Origin of the sequence: Crocosphaera sp. (assembly GCF_030064895.1) — a bacterium.
In the GTDB taxonomy this organism is placed as follows: Bacteria; Cyanobacteriota; Cyanobacteriia; order Cyanobacteriales; family Microcystaceae; genus Crocosphaera.
Map to the genome: position 1 here is coordinate 1 of NZ_JASJEB010000037.1, position 18,776 is coordinate 18,776.

The following is an 18,776-nucleotide window of genomic DNA, read 5'->3' on the forward strand; positions in this document are numbered from 1 at the left end:
ATCTTAATAAAATTGAGCGATGCTGGTCATGGTTAAAGAGTCGAATTCGTAAAAAAATTAGTCAATTCAAGTGTCTTCGGGATGCCATAGAAGATGTGCTTCGCACAGTGTCCTAACCGCCTTGGCGGTTGCTATATCTAACTCCGAACCCCGAACTCCGAACTCCGCTGCGTAGCACGACGAAGTCGCCCTCCGAACTCCTAAAACTAGAAAACTCTGTACTTCACAAGTATGGGAACTGCTATATATTTTCAGCGAGGAAGTTTCCTCAAGAAAGCAACGAAAGCAAGTTTTAATATTTGCTTTACAAATATTTTTAAGCTAAGGTAGCAGTAGAAATTGACTGATAACTAATAATTTGGTAAGTCGAAATGGATTTATTAATTACAGCCATTACCCTTCCTTTTGTCTTTGCTTTTGGTGCTTGTATAGGTAGCTTTCTTAACGTAGTTATTTATCGCTTACCAGAAGGAATTTCTTTAATTCATCCTCCTTCCCGTTGTCCCCATTGTGGACATCGTTTGGGAAAAACGGAGAATGTACCAATATTTGGTTGGTTATGGTTACGGGGACGCTGTCGTTGGTGTGGTGGGCCGATTTCGGCGCGTTATCCTTTAATAGAAGGTATCACCGGTTTATTATTTTGTGGTGTATTCTTGCAATATCAATTCACTCTGATAACTATGGGTTATTGGGTGTTAGTTAGTTGGTTGGTTTCTCTTGCTATGATTGATTTTGATACCATGACCTTACCAGGAGAATTAACTAAGTCAGGGTTAATATTGGGGTTAATCTTTCAAGGGATAATTGGTTGGCAAGTTGCTCAAACTCCTGAGTATTTAATGACAGCTATCGGCAGTGCAGTATTAGGAATTTGGTTATTTTGTATTGTTCGTTGGGGTGGTACTTGGGTTTTTGGGAAAGAAGCGTTAGGAGGAGGAGATTCTAAGTTAGCTGCTATGATAGGTGCTTGGTTAGGATGGAAATATCTTTTAGTGACCAGTTTTTTGGCTTGTTTAGTGGGTTCTTTCTTTGGTATTGGTGGCATGATGTTAGGATTTCTTGGCCGTCTTCAACACTTCCCTTTTGGTCCATTTTTAGCCTTGGGTGCAATTTTAAGTTTATTTTGGGGAGAAATTATTATTTCTACTTATGTTCAGAACTTTTTCCCTTTAAGTTAATAGGAGATAGTTACTTTTATTATTATGTTTACTGTTAATTTCAGCCGTTTTTTTGGCAGTAGAAGCATTAAAATGCTTGCTACATTTTTTCCATTCAACTAATACTAAATGAGGAAAACCTGATGATCATGCAAACTGAAAAACAACAAACCTACAGCCCTCAAGAATATTTAGACTTAGAAATTGAGGCTACAGATCGTCATGAATATAGAAACGGAGAAATTATTGTTATGTCTGGTGGAACCCCTAATCATAATAGAATTACCCTTAATTTTGGTAGTGTCCTTAATTTCTCTTTCAAAGGTCAACCCTATGATGTTTTTATCACCGATCAACGTCTATGGATTCCTAGTACAAAAACTTATACCTATCCTGATATTATGATTGTTCAAGGAGAAATACAATTACAAGAGGGAAGAAACGATATAATTACTAATCCTTTATTAATAGCTGAAGTGTTATCTCAATCTACAGAAGCTTATGATCGTGGTAATAAATTTACTGCTTATCGCACCATTCCTAGTTTACAAGAATATATTTTAATTGAACAATATAGACCGCATATTGAACAATTTAGTAAAACTGAATCTGGACAATGGTTATTATCTGATTATGACGGAAAAGAAGCCACTATTACTTTAAAATCTCTTTCTTTGGAAATTTCCCTTTCCGACATTTATGATAAAGTTAATTTTTAAAATAAAGATACTTTATCAATGGATAATTAATTATTAATAATATCAGAGAAAAAATAAATTTAAGCAGGGTATCTTATTTGTAATAACTATTGCTAGAAGTTATCAATTAAGATATTAAGATTTATTAAAAAAACTAACGATTTAGCCAATATTTAGTATTAAACTCTAACCCTTAAGTAAAAGAGAGTTACACTAGAAATGAGAGGTAAAGAAAAGTTTATGATAAAGTTAAAGAGGTGAAAATTATCATGCTTAAAGATTTAGTTCCCCAACTCGGTCTTAAAAATATTGCAGAAGACCTTGGTATTCCTGGAATTACTGCTATTGTTTTACTTCCTGTATTAATTCCCGTTGCAGGAAAAGCAGCTAAACCAATCGCTAAAGCAACTATTAAAGGTGGAGTTGTCCTTTATGAAAAAGGTAAAGGAGTGATTGCTAATGTGGGTGAAACCTTTGAAGATATGGTCGCTGAATCTTTAGCTGAATTAGCTGAAGAAAGAACCGAAACACCTGCGATCGCTGAAGGGGGTTGAAGGAATTATCTTAAATGTCGGATTGAAGACCCTCGGTTTTACAGACGGGATGAAAATCCCACCAACAAACAAACCTATGCTTGGTGCGCGTGCTGGTTCGGAGGGAACCTCTGAACAGTTCGCTCCGCTTTTAGCTTCTTTAAACAAAATTTACACAAAAAGTCACCTTCTGTAAGCTAAAATAGAACCATGCTAACCATGACCTACGAGTACAAACTGCAACCGACTCCTGAACAGATTGATATCATCGAGGAAACTCTTGATGTGTGTCGTTCTGTCTGGAATTTTGCCCTAGGTCAGCGCAAAGATTGGTGCGCCTCTCGTAAGTCTCCTGTAAATGCTTGCTCCCTCAATTGTGAATATATCATCTCTGCTGATGCGCCTTTCCCAAATTACCATCGGCAAGCCAAGGAACTAACCGATGCTAAAAAGCAATATCCTCAGTTAAAGACTGTCCATTCTCAAGTTCTTCAGCAAACGTTAAGAGCTTTGGATAGAGCTTGGGATGACATGAGAGCCAGAGGTTTTGGTTTTCCACGCTTTAAGAACAAGTATCGTCTGCGTTCCTTTGTCTTTCCACAGCTAGGAAAAGACCCTATAAGAAATGATGCTGTTAAGCTTCCGAAACTAGGATGGGTTAAGTGGAGACTATCTCGACCGATTCGGGAAGGTTTTGAAGTTAAGCAAGCTAGGGTGGTTAGAAAAGCATCTGGTTACTTTGTGATGCTGTCACTACAGTTAGATGTTGATATTCCGAGTCCTATGGCTCATGGTCATCCTAGAGGGTTGGACTTGGGCTACGACAAGTTTGTTGCAACCAGTGACGCACAAGAGATTAAACGACCTCGATTCCTCAAAACCCTACAGAGTGAGCTTAGATTGCTACAACGTAGGTTAAGGAATAAGCAGAAAGGGTCGAATAATCGACACAAATTAAACCAAAAAATAGCTAGGTTACATCAGCGTATTTCTGATACCAGAAAAGACTGGCATTTTAAGTTGGCTCATCATCTTTGCGATGGTGCTGGAATGATATTTGTAGAAGATATCAACTTTGTCAGTTGGCAAAGAGGAATCCTCTCAAAGCATAGTGCTGATGCTGGCTTTGGCCAGTTCGTGAACATCTTAGAGTGGGTATGTTTTCGGAGAGATGTCTACTTTGCCAAGGTCAACAAGGATGGTACGAGCCAGACTTGTCCCAACTGTGGCGCACACACAGGAAAGAAAACTTTAGATGTCAGGGTTCATTACTGTAATGAGTGTGGCTACACAACGACAAGAGATGTAGCCGCTTCTCAAGAGATAAGGAATAGAGGAATTGCTGCGCTAGGGCATAGCGTAGGGGGTCGGTTTGCGTCCTCTGGGGAAATCTCAGAGACGTTTCGACCCAAAAATGTCTGTGGACTGGAAGCGACGGGGAGTATTGGTCACAATACTCTAGTTAGCACAGGAAGAAGCAGAAAACTACCATCGTGAGGTGTTAGAATCCCTCGACTTCGTCGACGGGAGTATGTCAACTGCTTAGATTTTGAAATTTTTACCGCTATCCTAAAGGAGTAAATATGGCAACATTATTAGAACAGTTGAAAGGATTTACCGTTGTCGTTGCTGATACAGGGGATATTCAAGCAATTGAAACCTTTACCCCCCGTGATGCCACCACAAACCCTTCTTTAATCACCGCAGCAGCCCAAATGCCACAATATCAGTCTATTGTGGATGATACCTTAAAAACTGCTAGAAACGAGTTAGGAAAAGATGCCGATGAGTCAGCGGTTGTTACTCTGGCTTTTGATCGTTTAGCGGTTGCTTTTGGCTTAAAAATCCTGGAAATTGTTCCGGGTCGTGTTTCTACAGAGGTAGATGCTCGTTTATCTTATGATACCGAAGCAACTCTGGAAAAAGCCCGTTATCTAATTTCTGAATACGAAAAAGCAGGGGTTTCCCGTGATCGCATTCTAATTAAAATTGCCTCTACTTGGGAAGGGATTAAAGCAGCAGAAATTTTAGAAAAAGAAGGGATTCACTGTAATCTAACTTTACTATTTGGAATGCACCAAGCAGTGGCTTGTGCAGAAGCTAATGTTACTCTCATTTCTCCTTTTGTTGGTCGTATTTTAGACTGGTATAAAAAAGAAACAGGAAAAGAATATGCCCCCACAGAAGATCCTGGAGTAATTTCTGTTACCAGGATCTATAATTATTACAAAAAGTTCGGTCACAAAACCGAAGTTATGGGCGCGAGTTTCCGTAATATCGGCGAAATTTGTGAGTTAGCTGGTTGCGATTTATTAACTATTTCTCCTAAGTTATTAGATCAGTTAAATTCCACGGAAGAAACTTTACCCCGTAAGCTAGATCCCGAAGCTGCTGCGAAGATGGATCTTGAAAAAATTGCTATAGATAAGGCGATTTTTGATAAGATGCACCAAGAAGATAAAATGGCTTACGAAAAGCTAGATGAGGGGATTAAAGGTTTTACCAAAGCCTTAGAAACTTTGGAAGAAATGCTCAAAGAAAGATTAACTCGTATCGAAGGAGAAACACGGGTTAATAACGCTGCTGCTGATATTTTCCGAGTTTATGATTTGGATGGCGATGGCTTCATTACTCGTGAAGAATGGGCAGGAACTGATCTCGTTTTTGATGCTATTGATGTTAACCACGATGGTAAAATTACCCCCGAAGAAATGGCCGCAGGGTTAGGGGCTGCTATTCGTTTAGTTGAAGCTTAATTACTTGTTTTAACTGGTAATTGGTAATAGGAAAGGGTCGATTATACCAGTTTTCTAAAGTAGGGGTCAACGACCGTTGACCCCTACAACCTTAACATCTGTAGTACCAGTTGATTAAAATGTGTTGATTTTCTGGTTTAAAATACTAAAAAAAATATGGATAAAAGTTTAGTAATTTCTCGCATTTTAGATGCTAATTTAGATCGGGCTAGGGAAGGTTTAAGAGTCGTTGAAGAATGGTGTCGCTTAGGTTTAGAAAATAGCGATTGGACGGATAAATGTAAGCAAATGCGCCAAGAAATTGCCCATTGGCATACATCAGACTTACGCAAAGCTAGAGATACTTCTAATGACCCAGGAACGAGTTTATCCCACCCTCAAGAGGTAATAAGAGAGAATATAGAACAACTTTTACAAGCTAATTTATGTCGGGTTCAAGAAGCATTAAGGGTATTAGAAGAATACGGCAAACTCTATGATCCTAATATGGGAAATGCCTTTAAAAAAATTCGTTACCAAGTTTATATTTTAGAGAGTGATTTATTACAATCTTATCGCTACAAAAAGTTAATAAATTCTTCTTTATATTTAGTGACTTCCTCTACAGAAAATATATTTGAAATTGTTGAATCTGCTTTAAAAGGTGGTTTAACTTTGGTTCAATATAGAAAGAAAAATATAGATGACATAATTCGCCTAGAAATGGCTCAAAAACTGTGTGAATTATGCCACAAATATGATGCTTTATTTATTGTTAATGATCGTGCAGATATCGCTTTAGAAGTTAACGCAGACGGGGTTCATTTAGGACAACAAGATATTCCCGTATCCTTAGCAAGACGAATTTTAGGACCGAATAAAATTATCGGACGTTCCACCACAAACCCCCAAGAAATGGCGAAAGCGATCGCAGAAAAAGCAGACTATATTGGTGTTGGCCCCGTCTATGCAACCCCCACTAAACCTGATAAAAAACCAGCCGGTTTGGAATATGTTAAATATGCAAAGGAAAATTCTCCCATTCCTTGGTTTGCTATTGGTGGAATTGATCAGCATAATGTTACCGAAGTAATGGCATCTGGGGCAACTCAAGTTGCTTTAGTTCGTGCTATTATGGAAGCAAATGATCCAGAAAAAACAACAGCAAAATTGTTAAAACAATTCAAGGAAAAATAAACAATGAATAGTAGTGAAACAATTAAGTTACAAGTGAATGGTGAGGAAAAAACTTGTTCATCTGGAAATAACTTACCTCAGTTTTTAGTAGCAATGGGACTTAACCCCCGTTTAATTGCTGTTGAATATAATGGGGAAATTTTACACAGGCAATACTGGGAAAATACGATGTTAAAAACAGGCGATCAATTAGAAATTGTTACTATTGTGGGAGGCGGTTAAGTAATTAATAATTAACAAGTAATAATTAATAATTAATGAGGTCTAACATGGCGAATCAAACATTGGGATTAGAATCTAATTTATATCAATACTTTCAACAGGTTTCTGTTAGAGAAGCAGAAGTATTAAAAGAGTTGCGCGAAGAAACTAAAAAGCAGCCAATGGCTATAATGCAAATTGCACCAGAACAAGGTCAATTTATGGCTTTATTGGTGCAGTTAATGGGGGCAAAAAAAACCCTAGATATTGGTGTTTTTACAGGATATAGTGCTTTGGTTGTTGCCTTAGCTTTACCTGCTGATGGTCAAGTTATTGCCTGTGACGTTGATGAAGAAACAACACAAATAGCCCAACAATTTTGGGAAAAAGCTGGTGTCGCTCATAAAATTGATTTACGTATTGCCCCTGCTTTAGAAACACTAGATCAACTTATTGCAGAAGGACAAAGTAATAGTTTTGATTTTGCCTTTATTGATGCCGATAAAAGTAATTATAATAATTATTATGAAAAAGCTTTATGGTTAGTTAAACCAGGAGGATTAATCGCCATTGATAACGTATTATGGAGCGGAAGAGTTGCTGATACTGATGTTAAAGATAATCGCACACAAAAAATTAGAAACTTTAATCAAAAATTGCATCAAGATCCGAGAATTGTCATAAGTATGCTTCCTCTTGCAGATGGATTAACCTTAGCTTTAAAGAAATAAACATAGTCTATAATTAAAAAGTTGCAATAAGAGAAAATTTAATCTGGGTTCAGACTATGAAGTTCTTGATAAATCTTAACATCATGTTGGTTTCTTGTTTGGCAATATTCCCCAATGTTGTCAAGGCCGAGGAAATATTATTGTTGAATCTTCAATACAGATCCGATACAACCACAACCAGAGAAATTCAGTTTTATGGCAATGATATTGATCCTAATTCTACATCTATTGACGATAGTTTTTCACTAAAAATAGACGGGGAATCAATTGAGATACCAGAGCAACTTTATAGACGACTTGATAGGTTAAGACGTAGTTTTAGCTATGACAGTCTTTCAGGAGGAATTCAAGAACCCTCAGAAACAAGAGTTATTTGTAATTTAGGAGGACCGGCTGAGGGAATGATTCTTGAAGCTCGCTATCTGACTTATAATTCTGAATGGAAGATTGTTGATCATGAAATGCGGCCAGTATTTGGTATGGCTGAAAACTGTTTATTCAAAGAACTTTACACACCGGTTAATTCAAATGCAAGGGAAGATGCGCGAGGGGTGATTGAAATTTTGAATACCTTAAGTTTGCTAGGTCACTCAGATTAAATAATGACTTTTTTCAAATTTATAATGCTCAAAAATGCCCATTAATTTGTCTTGTCAACCAGCAACTTATTGTTTAGTTTTCTTCTGTTCTACCTCATCATTGTGGAGTTTAGACTAACTACCAATAAATCAAACCTTACAGTCACTTTCGCCAAAACCTAGATACAAAGTAGTTTTGATTGCTATACTATCTAGAGTAGTGGTTAATAAAACCCTAAATATTGCCCACATTAGTCAAAAAAAGGGGGCGAAAATGGCTAATAGTCGTCGGGTTTCTCGCGTTTCCTCGTTAATTAAACGCGAAATATCTCAAATGCTTCTATTTGATATCAAAGATGACCGTGTAGGTTCAGGAATGGTTAGCGTCACCGATGTCTATCTCTCCGGGGATCTACAACACGCTAAAATTTTTGTTAGCATCTACGGCACAGAAGAGGCGAAAATTGAAACTATGGAGGGGTTAAAATCTTCAGAAGGATATGTGAGAAAAGAATTAGCACATCGTATCCGTTTAAGACGCGCCCCAGAAGTGACATTTTTTGAGGATCGTGGTATTGAAAGAGGTAATAAAATGCTAAATCTTCTTGACGAAATTCGAGAAACGATCCCTCCAGAAGATGAGTCTTATAATACAGAAGATTAGCAAAATAATGAATCTCTGTGACTAATTTATTACCTGATTGGACTCAATTTAGCTTAAAAGAAAAGATCGGACAAATGATCGTGGTTCGTACTTCTGGTTATTTGTTTGATCATCAAATTCGTTACCCCATCTGGGAAGCTTCTAACCGTCAATTATCCCATTGGTTAGAAACTTTAAATCTAGGTGGGGTGATTTTATTGGGGGGAAGTGCAGCAGAATTATTATTAAAAACTCAACAGTTACAAAAATGGTCGAAAACTCCTCTTTTTATTGCAGCAGATATAGAGGAAGGTGTGGGACAAAGGTTTAGCGGTGCGACTAATTTTCCGCCTCCTATGGCCTTAGGAGAAATTGCTAAATCTGATTTACCATTAGCGGTAAAATATGCTTATCAAATGGGAGAAGTTACGGCAAAAGAAGCCTTAGCAATGGGTATTAATTGGATATTAAGTCCTCTGGTTGATGTTAATAATAACCCTGATAATCCTGTTATTAATATTCGTTCTTTTGGTGATAGTCCACAAATCGTTAGTGAGTTAGGTAAAGCCTTTATTGAAGGTGCAAAAAATTATCCGACTTTAACCACAGCAAAACATTTTCCTGGCCATGGTGATACTAGCAGTGATTCTCATCTAGATTTACCTATAATTAATCATGATAATGAACGATTGGAAGGCTTAGAATTAGTACCATTTCAAGCAGCAATTAACGCAAATGTTGATAGTGTGATGACTGCACATTTATTAATTAATGCCTGGGATAAAAAGAATCCTGCTACTTTATCTAAAGCTATTTTAACAGGAAAGTTACGAGAAAAGTTAGGTTTTAATGGGTTAATTGTTACCGATGCTTTGATTATGGGAGGTGTTACAAAATTTGCTGATTCTGAAGAAATTTCAGTAAAGGGAGTGGAAGCAGGTGCGGATATTTTATTGATGCCAGATGATCCGGAAATAGCTATTAGTTCTGTTTATAATGCTGTAAAAACAGGTAGATTAACTGTTGAAAGAATAGATGAATCTCTAAATAGAATTTGGGAAGCAAAACAAACAATATTTAATTCTCAAAATAAGAATATATCAATTTATCAATTATCTCAAAAATCAGATAGGGAAACAGTTAAAAATATTCTCAGAGATTCGCTAAAAACCAGTAATAATTTACCTTTGAAAGTAACAGACAATACAGCAAAACGAAATTTAATTGTTGTTGATGACATTTTAAATGCAGACTTTTTAGATCGACAAATGCCGGCTTTTACCATTCCTAATTTATTAGGTTATAACTTACAGTTAGTTGATCAAAAGACCTTTAGCAATATATTAGAAGAGGAGCAAGAAACTCTATTACAAATTTTCATCAGAGGTAATCCTTTTCGGGGTAATTCAGGATTTAATGAAACTGTCAAAAAATACTATCATAAATTACTTAATAAGTCAATAGTTAAAGGTTTAATTATTTATGGGAGTCCTTATATTTTGGACTGGTTTACGACAGAAATAAATTTAGAAATTCCTTGGGTATTTTCCTACGGACAAATGGCAGAAAGTCAGGCGATCGCTTGTCAAACTTTATTTAATTTATCAACAGCAGAATTAAGAAAAATGTCTAAAAATTTAGGAGATGTTTTTATTTAAAAGGATTAATCTTATTATTCGCAGGGTGGGTTAGACGTTTAAAATTTAGGTGATAGAAAGAAAATTAAAAATCAGCCGTAACCTACCATTTGTTTATTTAATAAATTGGTGGGCAATGTTTATCATAGTCTCTAGAAAAAGATTTTGGGTTAGCATTGTCCACCTTACAGATGATCAAGTTATAATTAATGGAACACCACTATTATTATTCAGGATGGGAACAATATGATAGATTGGTTGGCTATTTGGGGTGTACAGCAACTATCGGGTTTTGCCTTTAGAAGTGTTTTAGAAACAGTAGGAAAACAATTAACTGAGTTAGTAGAAAAAGAGGGCGAAGGTTTTATTAAAGATGTTTTAAAAGACTTTTTTAAAGATTCCTTGAAAGACTCTTTAACATCGGGTTTAAGTCGCTTCAAAAAAGATGCTTTAAGCGAAGCAATGGGGAAAGCTTATGGACAGTTTCTTTATTTAATCCAACAAGAGTTAGAAGCAGAAGGAGATGAAAATCAGGAAGTTGAAAGTTATACTAACTCTTTAACTAAATTTATTCAAAATAAAGATATCAAACAATGGTTAGGTAAAGCATTTGATCCAAATTGTGAAAAATTAGATTCAAGTTTATTACAAACCAATTGGGATAATTTAGAATTAGAACCACTTCCTGAAGATTTTGATTGGAAAAGAATCAGTAAACTTTATTTAAAACGGGTTAATGATATTGTTGGAGAATCTCAAGAATTAAAAGATTTATTTAGTGCAAAAAAATTACAAGAAATTGCAACCAATACCCAAAATATTAGTGGAATTATACCTGATTATGACTTGGAACGCTATCGAGAAAGTTTACAAGAAACCTATGGATATTTAAAACTAAGTAAACTTGATGTAACTTATCGCAGTAAAGCTTATCAAGTTAATTTAGGCAAGATTTTTATACCTCAAACTGTTAAGGAAGCATTACCACCCTCTCGCTATGATTTACCAAAAGAAGTATTAGAAAAATTACAGCAAGAGGAAGCAATAGAAGACAATTTTTTTGAAAGTAATTTTGACCAATACCAGCAATTTTTTCTCGGCAAACCATCTCAATCTGTTTTAGATATTGTTAAAGATGATAAATATCATTACACTGTTTTTTTGGGTGATCCAGGTTCAGGAAAATCCACTTTATTACAATATTTAGCATTAGATTGGGCAGACAATCCTACGGAAAAAATACCCTTATTAATTGAACTGAGAGACTATGCAAAGGATGAAAATGATCCCCAGGATTTTTTAGATTATTTTCATCAAGGAAAACGGAAAATTTGTGAATTAAATAAACAGCAACTTCACGAACAATTAAACACAGGTAAAGCTGTGGTGATGTTCGATGGATTAGATGAAATTTTTAGCAAGGATATTTATGGAAGAGTTATTAAAGAAATACACGCTTTTAGTAATAAATATCCCCAGGTTTATATTATTATTACTTCTCGTATTGTTGGTTATAACCCAGATGAGTTAAGTAATGCAGAATTCACCCATTTTACATTAGAAGAGTTTAATAATAGCCAAATACGAGAATTTATCAAACGATGGCATAAATTAGCATTACCAGAGGAATCATCTCAGGATCGTTATGATACCCAAAAACGTCTACAAACTGCGGTAAAAGAGTCTCCTGCTATTCGACAATTAGCCGGAAACCCCCTACTATTAACCATGATGGCTATTCTTAATCGTTATCAGGAATTACCTCGCAGACGTATCGATCTTTATAAGCAGTCAACTGACGTTTTATTGCATCAATGGGAGATAGAATATAAGAAAATAGAATTAACTCTAGATGATGTTGATTTGCGGGCAAAACAAGGGATGTTACGGGATATTGCCTATCAAATGCAAGGAAGTGATAAGGGGTTAAAAGGAAATATTATTCATCGAGATCATTTAGAAGAGGCGATCGCAGATTATTATTATACTCGTTTAAGAGGGACAAAAGCGCGAACTATAGCAGGAAAAATTATTGATCAATTACGAAAACGAGACTTTATTTTATGTTATTTAGGTAAAGATTATTATGGATTTGTACATCGAACTTTTTTAGAGTATTTTTGTGCAATGGCTTTTATTGATAGGTTTAATAAACGAGGAAAAGAGGGAGGTTTAAGTATTGATGAGTTAAAAAAAGATGTATTCGGGAAGCATTGGCAGGATAAAAGTTGGCATGAGGTGTTAAGATTAATAGCAGGTAATTTGAATGAATTTGTTGGGGATATTATTAATTATTTAGTTGATCTTTATGAACAGAGTAAAGAAGTAGATGTTTTAATTTTGGCAGCAGAATGTTTAGATGAGGTTGATAGTAAAGTTGATTTAGATTATGTTAAAAATAGAATTTTAGACAGTTTAAAAGCAGCTTTAGAAAATGAGAAAGACGTTATAAAAGCAGCTTTAGAAAATAATAAAGAAGTTATAAAAGTAGCAAAAACTATTACCAAATATTGGCAAGATGATTCTGAGGTAATGGAATGGTTAGAAGATATTGCTTTAAATCATAATAAATATCAAATTAGAAAAGCTATTGCACGAGGAATTGCAGATATTAAACTTAATGATTTAAAAAATAAGATAGTTACAGATATAGCTGATGTTTACTTCTGTCAAAACAAATATAGAAAAGCACTTAATATTTATAATAGAAAAGAGAGATACTATGCTTTTTTATATGATATGCGAATGGGATTAGTATATGACAATCTTAGGCAATTTGATCAAGCAATCATCCATTATCAAAAATTGATTTCTAATAATAATCAAATGAATGATTATTATTATAATAGATTAGGCAAAATTTATAGTCAATTAGGACGTTATGAAGAAGCTGTTTATAGTTTTAATACTGCAATAGCAATATACCAAAAAAGTATGTTTATTTCTCAGCATTATCAATATTTAGGATGGACTTATCGTGATTGGGATAAGCATGAAAAAGCAATAGAATGTTATGAAAAAATAATAGAAATTTATGCTAAAAACCAGTTAGATTCATATGATTACAACATACTAGGTATGACTTATCAAGATTTACAAAGAGATAAAGAAGCTATTTCCGCTTTTAATAATGCAATTAAGCTCAACGATAGAAATTCAAATGCTTATCATAACTTAGGTTATTATTACCATTGTCAAAAAGAATGGAATAAAGCAATCGATAACTTAAATATTGCGATTGAACTTAATCCTTTTTCTTCAAAAAGTTATCATAATTTAGGTTTAGTTTATTTATTACAAGATAATTTAGATGAAGCAAAAATATTATTAACAAAAGCGGTTGAAGTTAATTCTTATGATGGAAACGCATTTTTAAGATTAGGAATTTTACAAGCATTAGAAGGAAATATAGACCAAGCTAAAATAAGTTGGCAAAATGGATTAAAATGGTATGGAGAATATGCACAATATGAAAGACTTTTCCGTACAATTTATATGATAGCCCTTGGAGAAATTGAACAAGGGTTAAGCACATTACAAACAATTTTAAGCGAAGAAAAGCCACCTATTGGTTTATTAAATCGAGTTTTAGAAACTGCTTATCTTCTGAAAAGATGTCCTCAACTTGAAGGAATTAATGAGGCTATTATTATGATTGAGAATAATATCAATTATCAACTATAAATTCTCAAATTCATCAACAGTTAACCCAGCTTGTCTTAAAATACTGCTAATTGTACCAATTGTAACCTCTTTATAACGTGGAACAATGGTTGTTCGCTTTCCTTCTATGGTATCTTTAGCAAATTTAACATGACTTCCTTTTTGACTAACAATTTGAAATCCAGCGGCCTCTAACTTGCGTTTAATTTGACGATAAGATAAAGGCTTAAGCGGCATTAATTTCTACCTCTATTTTCTGTAATTCAGGAATAACTGTTGCACAAGGTGGTTCAAAATGCAACTCTAATGCTTCTTGAAGATTAGTTAATGCTTCGGTTTCTGTTTTTCCTTGACTAGCAATATCAATATCTAAACATTGAGCAACAAACCAATCACCTTCTGAAAAAATTCTTGCTGTAAAAGACTGTTTCATCTCATTGACAATAAATACCCTAAATGTAATATAACATAATTTAGCAAAAATAATTAAAGTAGAGACATTTTAGTAAATGCCTCTACACAATTTCATAGAATTAGTATCATCCACCGAACAAAATTAAGCAAGGGAAACTTTTACTACTTTGTGCTTTTCTTCTTCAGCTTTGGGTAACGTTAAGTTAAGAATTCCCTCTTTGTATTCTGCGCTAATTTTAGTATTATCAATGAGAGCAGGTAATCCAATAGAACGAGAAAACTTACCATAACGGAATTCGCTGCGAGTAACACCGTTTTCCTCGGATTTAGTTTCTTCTTTCCGTTCCCCAGTGATATAGATAGCTTCTTTTGTAGCTTGAATATCCACATCTTCGGGTTTAACTCCAGGAAGTTCTAACTTGAGCATTACTGCGTCATCTGTCTCGGAAAGTTCGGCAGAAGGAGCAAAAATTGCTTCTTTCAAATTCCGTTCTGAATTCGTTAATACACCTTCATCAAACAGTTGATTAATTTGACGTTGTAAAGCGTTCATTTCTGACCAAGGGTTATAACGTAAAAGTGCCATAATTGTCATCTCCAAATGGTGCTTATTGCTTGTTTTTTCCTTTCTTGTCTTTATCTTAACCCAAGAAAATTATCATAGAATACGGTTTATTCGACCCAGAAGGGTGTAGTTTACCCTATAACAATTAAGCCCATGCTTCCCGTCTCCTAACCAATAAGTAGCAGCTTAATATTATGGACATAGTAGGGTTTAAAAACAACTTCTCATACCATTTTCATCAACTTAGACTAGAGATGTTTATCTTGTCGGGGTCAAAGGATTGCACATTGCAGAGGGTAGATTGTAGGCTAAGTAGATCACAAACATCTTGGTTGAGACGGCGGGGGAGCAGGGAGTAAGGAGCAGGGAGAAAAGAAATCAGATTAAAATTAAAGAATAAACCATCATGTTTCCCTAAAATCTTTATTAATCCAAATTATGATTATTTTTGCCATAATTTGACTTATAATAATCTCCCCTGCCCCCTGCTCCCCACTCCCATGCAATCCCAAATAGGATCTTTGTGATCTACTGAGGCTGAGTCTCAAGTGGAAAGGGAGACAATTGTCCCCCTTTCATCTGGCTCCTTTGAGGGAGTCAACAAAAAGCTAGATCAGAGGACTTCCGTATTATAGGTCTGAGACAGAGAGACCTGGAAGAGTGTGAATCTGACTATCCGTTAAAGGATCTCCTCCAAATTGATCATAGAGACGAACTAAAGCACCTGTTAGACCTGCATTGTAGTCCAGGGCTACTTCATTGCGAATATAATCCGAGCGCACATCTAGGTAATCGTAGTCGTTAGGTGATGCTGGTCCTCCTACCAATGCACCATAGAGGATATGAGCGTTTGGATTGGGATCGTTGATGTTGTAGCCACCGTGGGCACTTCGGTGATGAGGATTGAGGGCATAATCGTCTCCAAATCCAACCATATAGCTAAAATTATCAGGGTTGTCCCCTAATAAGTAATCGATCTGATCTTTAGCGAAGTTGGCATAGCGATCGCCATAGTCATTGACTGTATCACTATAAACTCCTGCAATAAAGGCGGTATTGGCACTATATCTGAGTGATCCCCACTGATCTAACCAGGCAAGACCCCCAGGGGTGTATTGAATACCGTCGTTTGGATCAGACCAATAATCAAGCCATTGTTCAGCATCCTGTTGATATTCAGACTTACCTGTAGCTTGAGCCAGTAAAGTTGCAGCACCATAGGATTTATCATCCCAATTGTGAGTCCACTGCGGATTTAACCCTTGATAATATTGTTCTGCTTTATCAAGATAGGTGGTATCTCCTGTTGCTTTGTAAAGCCATGCTGCACTCCATGACAACTCATCCATATAGCCACTCCAAGAGTTGTAAAAAGAACTAGCATTGGAAATGGCATCTGAATATTTGCCACGATACTGATCAGCAAAGTCAAATAATTGTGTTGCGTTATCCAGCAGAAGATCAGCATAAGCAGAATCACTTTCTCTAAAGATGATTGAAGCGGCGGCTAGTGCTGCGGCTGACTCACCGGCGAGATCAGACCCTGGATTTTCGCGATCGATCTTAAAAGATGGACGATTCATCGTCATTTCTTCTGCCGGTCCCCAGTAGGAATGATCGACAAAACCATCACCCACTTGTCCCCAAAATTCCAGTGTTCCTTGGTTATCAGTGATGTGAGCTTTGATAATGTAGTCAGTACCCCATTTAATCGCCTCTAAAGCTTCATCAAGTTGCCCGCTTTGCTCATAAGCATCACCATACTCAACAACACCCCAACTTAACATGGTCATTGAGGATGCCATTGGGAAGCCAAACTTAACATGGTCTCCTGCGTCATAATAGCCACCAGACAGATCAACCCCAACATCTGCACCATCATTCACAGCAGAATCACCACGCCAGTCAATGCGGTTGTCTTCTGGAAGTGGTCCAGAGCGTTGTGCTTCATAAAAAAGAAGGGATTTTTGAAGGGCTTCTCCATAATTAAAATCACCTGTTCCTGGATCACCTGGGTCACTTGGATCTCCTGGATTTTCTGGCGCAACCGGATCTCCTGGATCTTCTGGCGCAATGGGATCGCTATTGGAACCGATTACCATTCCATTAAGCTTGAATACCTCTGGTAAATCGGAAGTAGAACCATTTCCTAAGAAACCAAAAGATATCTCCTGACCAGCAGATATTGTGGCGTTATGAGGTGCATTCCTAATTACATAAGTGTCCCCATTTTGACTGACAATTTCTGCATCCCATATTTGAGTTATGTTGCCAGAAAATTCAAACTCAATAGTCCAGCCATTGAGTAAACTACTATCATTGTTAGTGACTTTTCCTTCACCTTGGTATCCACTACCCCAGTTATTAGTAATGGCAAAATTTACTTCGTAGTCTGAGGTTATGGGATCACTTGGTGGATCAACTGGGTCTACTGCGTCATCTGGTGGGTCAATTGGTGGATCTACTGGGTCTACTACGTCATCTGGTGGATCCACTGGCGGATCTACTGGATCTACTGGGTCTACTGCGTCATCTGGTGGGTCTACTGGATCAACTGGATCTACTGGATCAGTTGGTGGATCTACTGGGTCATCTGGTGGAGGATTAGAGCCTATAGGTGTACCTGTATAATCTTGATAGTTGGTGTGATAGGGCGCTCTATCCACTAACCCCGCCATCGCCACACTTTTGCCACTGAATACATTGTCAGAGACAATAGTAAAGCTGGCTATTTTATCCGATAGTCCCATACGACCTGCGATATTGTCTTCTAGCTGATTGGCTCTCCACTCAAAGTGCGAGCTATCCAAATCCGAGAATTGAATTCCGCTCAGGGTTATGCTTTGACCTGTAATCGGACTATAAAACCTGACCCCAAGATCCGTTTGTTCTACGGCAAAGTTCAGTTGATTATCCCCTCGCACACTGAGATAGAAAAAGCTAATTCGGTCAGTCTCTGGGTTAAATTGGACTATTTCTTCTAATCCTTGTTGATGGGAACGAATATAGACTGTATTTTCTCTGATATACCCTGTTCCGTTTTCCCATGCTAAAGCTGCACTCAGGTCTTGTTGCAGGTGAGCATCGGATATGGGGGTGAAGTTTTCTGCCTTGAGGTCTTTGAGGTTAATTCCAACCAGTGTTAGGGAGCGGTTGGGGTTAAACATATTTTGGAACACCAAACCCTCGGCAGTATCAATAGGGATTTGATTGTGGATCGAATCGGGTCCAATATCTACTCTATCTTCGGAGGAGTCGAAGTTGTTTATGCGTTGGTTGCTACCATCGCTGTAGAAAATTTGTCCTCCATCTGTGAGAGGATCTTGAGGGTCATCATCGGGTAATGGGTCATGATCATGGTTGTGTTCATCCCCATGATTATCTCCATGATCATGATTATGTCCTCCATCGGTCAGAGGATCTTTAGGGTGATCATCGGATAAAGGGTCATGATCATGGTTGTGTTCATCCCCATGATTATCTATATCCCCGTTATGATCGTTGTCTCCAGAGTCACCTGGGTTATTTGGATCAACCATATCAACTCCGTTGAGTTGATAGTTTGTTGGCTCAATCGTCATTCCATTTGACTTTGTTGCATTAAATCCGAATGAGATGGTCTGACCAGGATTAATTGTCGAATTCCAGGCAGCATTTTCAATTACATAGCGATTTCCGTTTTGGCTGACGATTCCGCCATCCCAAAGGTTCGTAATTTCAAATAGTGCATCAAACTCAATAATCCAGCCGTTGATTGGTTCTGTTCCTGTATTTGTAATGGACAAATTAGCGGTAAAACCGTTGTTCCAGTCATTAATAATCGAGAAGTTAATCATGTCTTGTCTGTCTAGTATGTGGTCAAATAGCATTATTCAGCAGAGATTATGCTGATTTAATCATTAGCTTGATTGCGTAAATTCAACCTCAAAAGCGAGTTTTATTTGCCGTTAAAGAGTAGGATTCCTTGACTGTTTAGCCATGAGTCTAACTATTTATTAGACTGAAACTTTTGGGATTATTT

16 protein-coding genes and 1 pseudogene are annotated in these 18,776 nt (G+C 36.6%); 13 read left to right on the plus strand and 4 right to left on the minus strand.

Going from position 1 to position 18,776, the window contains the following annotated elements:
* The 13 genes and pseudogenes from QNJ66_RS10830 to QNJ66_RS10890 all read left to right on the plus strand — a co-directional run.
* Nucleotides 1–116, plus strand: a pseudogene (locus QNJ66_RS10830) (IS630 family transposase); the annotation flags it as partial.
* A gap of 255 nt (nt 117–371) precedes the next feature.
* Entirely contained in the window at nt 372–1,181 is an 810-nt protein-coding gene (locus tag QNJ66_RS10835) for an A24 family peptidase (protein ID WP_300506348.1), read from the plus strand.
* A 122-nt stretch (nt 1,182–1,303) separates the two neighbouring features.
* Nucleotides 1,304–1,879, plus strand: a complete 576-nt coding sequence (locus tag QNJ66_RS10840) for a Uma2 family endonuclease (protein ID WP_300506351.1) — start codon at nt 1,304–1,306, stop codon at nt 1,877–1,879.
* A 245-nt stretch (nt 1,880–2,124) separates the two neighbouring features.
* Entirely contained in the window at nt 2,125–2,412 is a 288-nt protein-coding gene (locus tag QNJ66_RS10845) for a DUF5132 domain-containing protein (protein ID WP_300506411.1), read from the plus strand.
* A gap of 189 nt (nt 2,413–2,601) precedes the next feature.
* On the plus strand, nt 2,602–3,888 hold the full coding sequence (locus QNJ66_RS10850) for a transposase (RefSeq protein ID WP_300506354.1): 1,287 nt from the start codon (nt 2,602–2,604) through the stop codon (nt 3,886–3,888).
* Between the two features lie 86 nt (nt 3,889–3,974).
* Nucleotides 3,975–5,147 (plus strand): transaldolase, encoded by a 1,173-nt coding sequence (locus QNJ66_RS10855; RefSeq protein WP_300506357.1) that lies wholly within the window; start codon nt 3,975–3,977, stop codon nt 5,145–5,147.
* 156 nt (nt 5,148–5,303) lie between these two features.
* Nucleotides 5,304–6,323: a thiamine phosphate synthase gene (locus tag QNJ66_RS10860; RefSeq protein WP_300506359.1), complete on the plus strand. Its 1,020-nt coding sequence runs from the start codon at nt 5,304–5,306 to the stop codon at nt 6,321–6,323.
* A 3-nt stretch (nt 6,324–6,326) separates the two neighbouring features.
* The gene (gene thiS / locus QNJ66_RS10865) at nt 6,327–6,545 is read left to right on the plus strand and encodes a sulfur carrier protein ThiS (RefSeq protein WP_300506362.1); all 219 of its coding nucleotides are present in this window, start codon (nt 6,327–6,329) and stop codon (nt 6,543–6,545) included.
* 47 nt (nt 6,546–6,592) lie between these two features.
* Complete coding sequence (locus tag QNJ66_RS10870) at nt 6,593–7,255, plus strand: class I SAM-dependent methyltransferase (RefSeq protein WP_300506365.1); 663 nt, start codon at nt 6,593–6,595, stop codon at nt 7,253–7,255.
* An 83-nt stretch (nt 7,256–7,338) separates the two neighbouring features.
* A complete protein-coding gene (locus QNJ66_RS10875) occupies nt 7,339–7,854 on the plus strand; it encodes a hypothetical protein (protein WP_300506368.1) in 516 nt (171 codons plus the stop codon).
* A 253-nt stretch (nt 7,855–8,107) separates the two neighbouring features.
* On the plus strand, nt 8,108–8,497 hold the full coding sequence (gene rbfA / locus QNJ66_RS10880) for a 30S ribosome-binding factor RbfA (protein WP_300506414.1): 390 nt from the start codon (nt 8,108–8,110) through the stop codon (nt 8,495–8,497).
* Nucleotides 8,498–8,571: 74 nt separating this feature from the next.
* Nucleotides 8,572–10,134, plus strand: coding sequence for a glycoside hydrolase family 3 N-terminal domain-containing protein (locus QNJ66_RS10885; RefSeq protein WP_300506416.1), 1,563 nt, complete (start codon nt 8,572–8,574; stop codon nt 10,132–10,134).
* Between the two features lie 225 nt (nt 10,135–10,359).
* Entirely contained in the window at nt 10,360–13,797 is a 3,438-nt protein-coding gene (locus QNJ66_RS10890; RefSeq protein ID WP_300506370.1) for a tetratricopeptide repeat protein, read from the plus strand.
* Here the strand turns inward: QNJ66_RS10890 and QNJ66_RS10895 are convergent.
* The 4 genes from QNJ66_RS10895 to QNJ66_RS10910 form a co-directional block, all read right to left on the minus strand.
* Nucleotides 13,792–14,013: a type II toxin-antitoxin system HicA family toxin gene (locus tag QNJ66_RS10895; RefSeq protein ID WP_300506373.1), complete on the minus strand. Its 222-nt coding sequence runs from the start codon at nt 14,011–14,013 to the stop codon at nt 13,792–13,794. The two genes, QNJ66_RS10890 and QNJ66_RS10895, sit on opposite strands and share 6 nt — an antisense overlap.
* Nucleotides 14,003–14,209 carry a type II toxin-antitoxin system HicB family antitoxin gene (locus QNJ66_RS10900; RefSeq protein WP_300506376.1) on the minus strand — a complete coding sequence of 69 codons (207 nt, stop codon included), beginning with the start codon at nt 14,207–14,209 and terminating at the stop codon, nt 14,003–14,005. Before QNJ66_RS10900 ends, QNJ66_RS10895 begins: the two co-directional genes overlap by 11 nt.
* 123 nt (nt 14,210–14,332) lie before the next feature.
* Nucleotides 14,333–14,776, minus strand: a complete 444-nt coding sequence (locus QNJ66_RS10905; protein ID WP_300506379.1) for an Hsp20/alpha crystallin family protein — start codon at nt 14,774–14,776, stop codon at nt 14,333–14,335.
* Nucleotides 14,777–15,384: 608 nt separating this feature from the next.
* Complete coding sequence (locus QNJ66_RS10910) at nt 15,385–18,591, minus strand: glycoside hydrolase family 9 protein (RefSeq protein WP_300506382.1); 3,207 nt, start codon at nt 18,589–18,591, stop codon at nt 15,385–15,387.
* Nucleotides 18,592–18,776 lie beyond the last annotated feature (185 nt).

Excerpts from the sequence above, each read along its gene's own strand:
- QNJ66_RS10835 (WP_300506348.1), top strand. The coding sequence starts at position 372 with ATGGATTTATTAATTACAGCCATTACCCTTCCTTTTGTCTTTGCTTTT.
- QNJ66_RS10840 (WP_300506351.1), top strand. The coding sequence starts at position 1,304 with ATGATCATGCAAACTGAAAAACAACAAACCTACAGCCCTCAAGAATAT.
- QNJ66_RS10850 (WP_300506354.1), top strand. The coding sequence starts at position 2,602 with ATGCTAACCATGACCTACGAGTACAAACTGCAACCGACTCCTGAACAG.
- QNJ66_RS10855 (WP_300506357.1), top strand. The coding sequence starts at position 3,975 with ATGGCAACATTATTAGAACAGTTGAAAGGATTTACCGTTGTCGTTGCT.
- QNJ66_RS10860 (WP_300506359.1), top strand. The coding sequence starts at position 5,304 with ATGGATAAAAGTTTAGTAATTTCTCGCATTTTAGATGCTAATTTAGAT.
- thiS (WP_300506362.1), top strand. The coding sequence starts at position 6,327 with ATGAATAGTAGTGAAACAATTAAGTTACAAGTGAATGGTGAGGAAAAA.
- QNJ66_RS10870 (WP_300506365.1), top strand. The coding sequence starts at position 6,593 with ATGGCGAATCAAACATTGGGATTAGAATCTAATTTATATCAATACTTT.
- QNJ66_RS10875 (WP_300506368.1), top strand. The coding sequence starts at position 7,339 with ATGTTGGTTTCTTGTTTGGCAATATTCCCCAATGTTGTCAAGGCCGAG.
- rbfA (WP_300506414.1), top strand. The coding sequence starts at position 8,108 with ATGGCTAATAGTCGTCGGGTTTCTCGCGTTTCCTCGTTAATTAAACGC.
- QNJ66_RS10885 (WP_300506416.1), top strand. The coding sequence starts at position 8,572 with ATGATCGTGGTTCGTACTTCTGGTTATTTGTTTGATCATCAAATTCGT.
- QNJ66_RS10890 (WP_300506370.1), top strand. The coding sequence starts at position 10,360 with ATGATAGATTGGTTGGCTATTTGGGGTGTACAGCAACTATCGGGTTTT.
- QNJ66_RS10895 (WP_300506373.1), bottom strand. The coding sequence starts at position 14,013 with ATGCCGCTTAAGCCTTTATCTTATCGTCAAATTAAACGCAAGTTAGAG.
- QNJ66_RS10900 (WP_300506376.1), bottom strand. The coding sequence starts at position 14,209 with ATGAAACAGTCTTTTACAGCAAGAATTTTTTCAGAAGGTGATTGGTTT.
- QNJ66_RS10905 (WP_300506379.1), bottom strand. The coding sequence starts at position 14,776 with ATGGCACTTTTACGTTATAACCCTTGGTCAGAAATGAACGCTTTACAA.
- QNJ66_RS10910 (WP_300506382.1), bottom strand. The coding sequence starts at position 18,591 with ATGATTAACTTCTCGATTATTAATGACTGGAACAACGGTTTTACCGCT.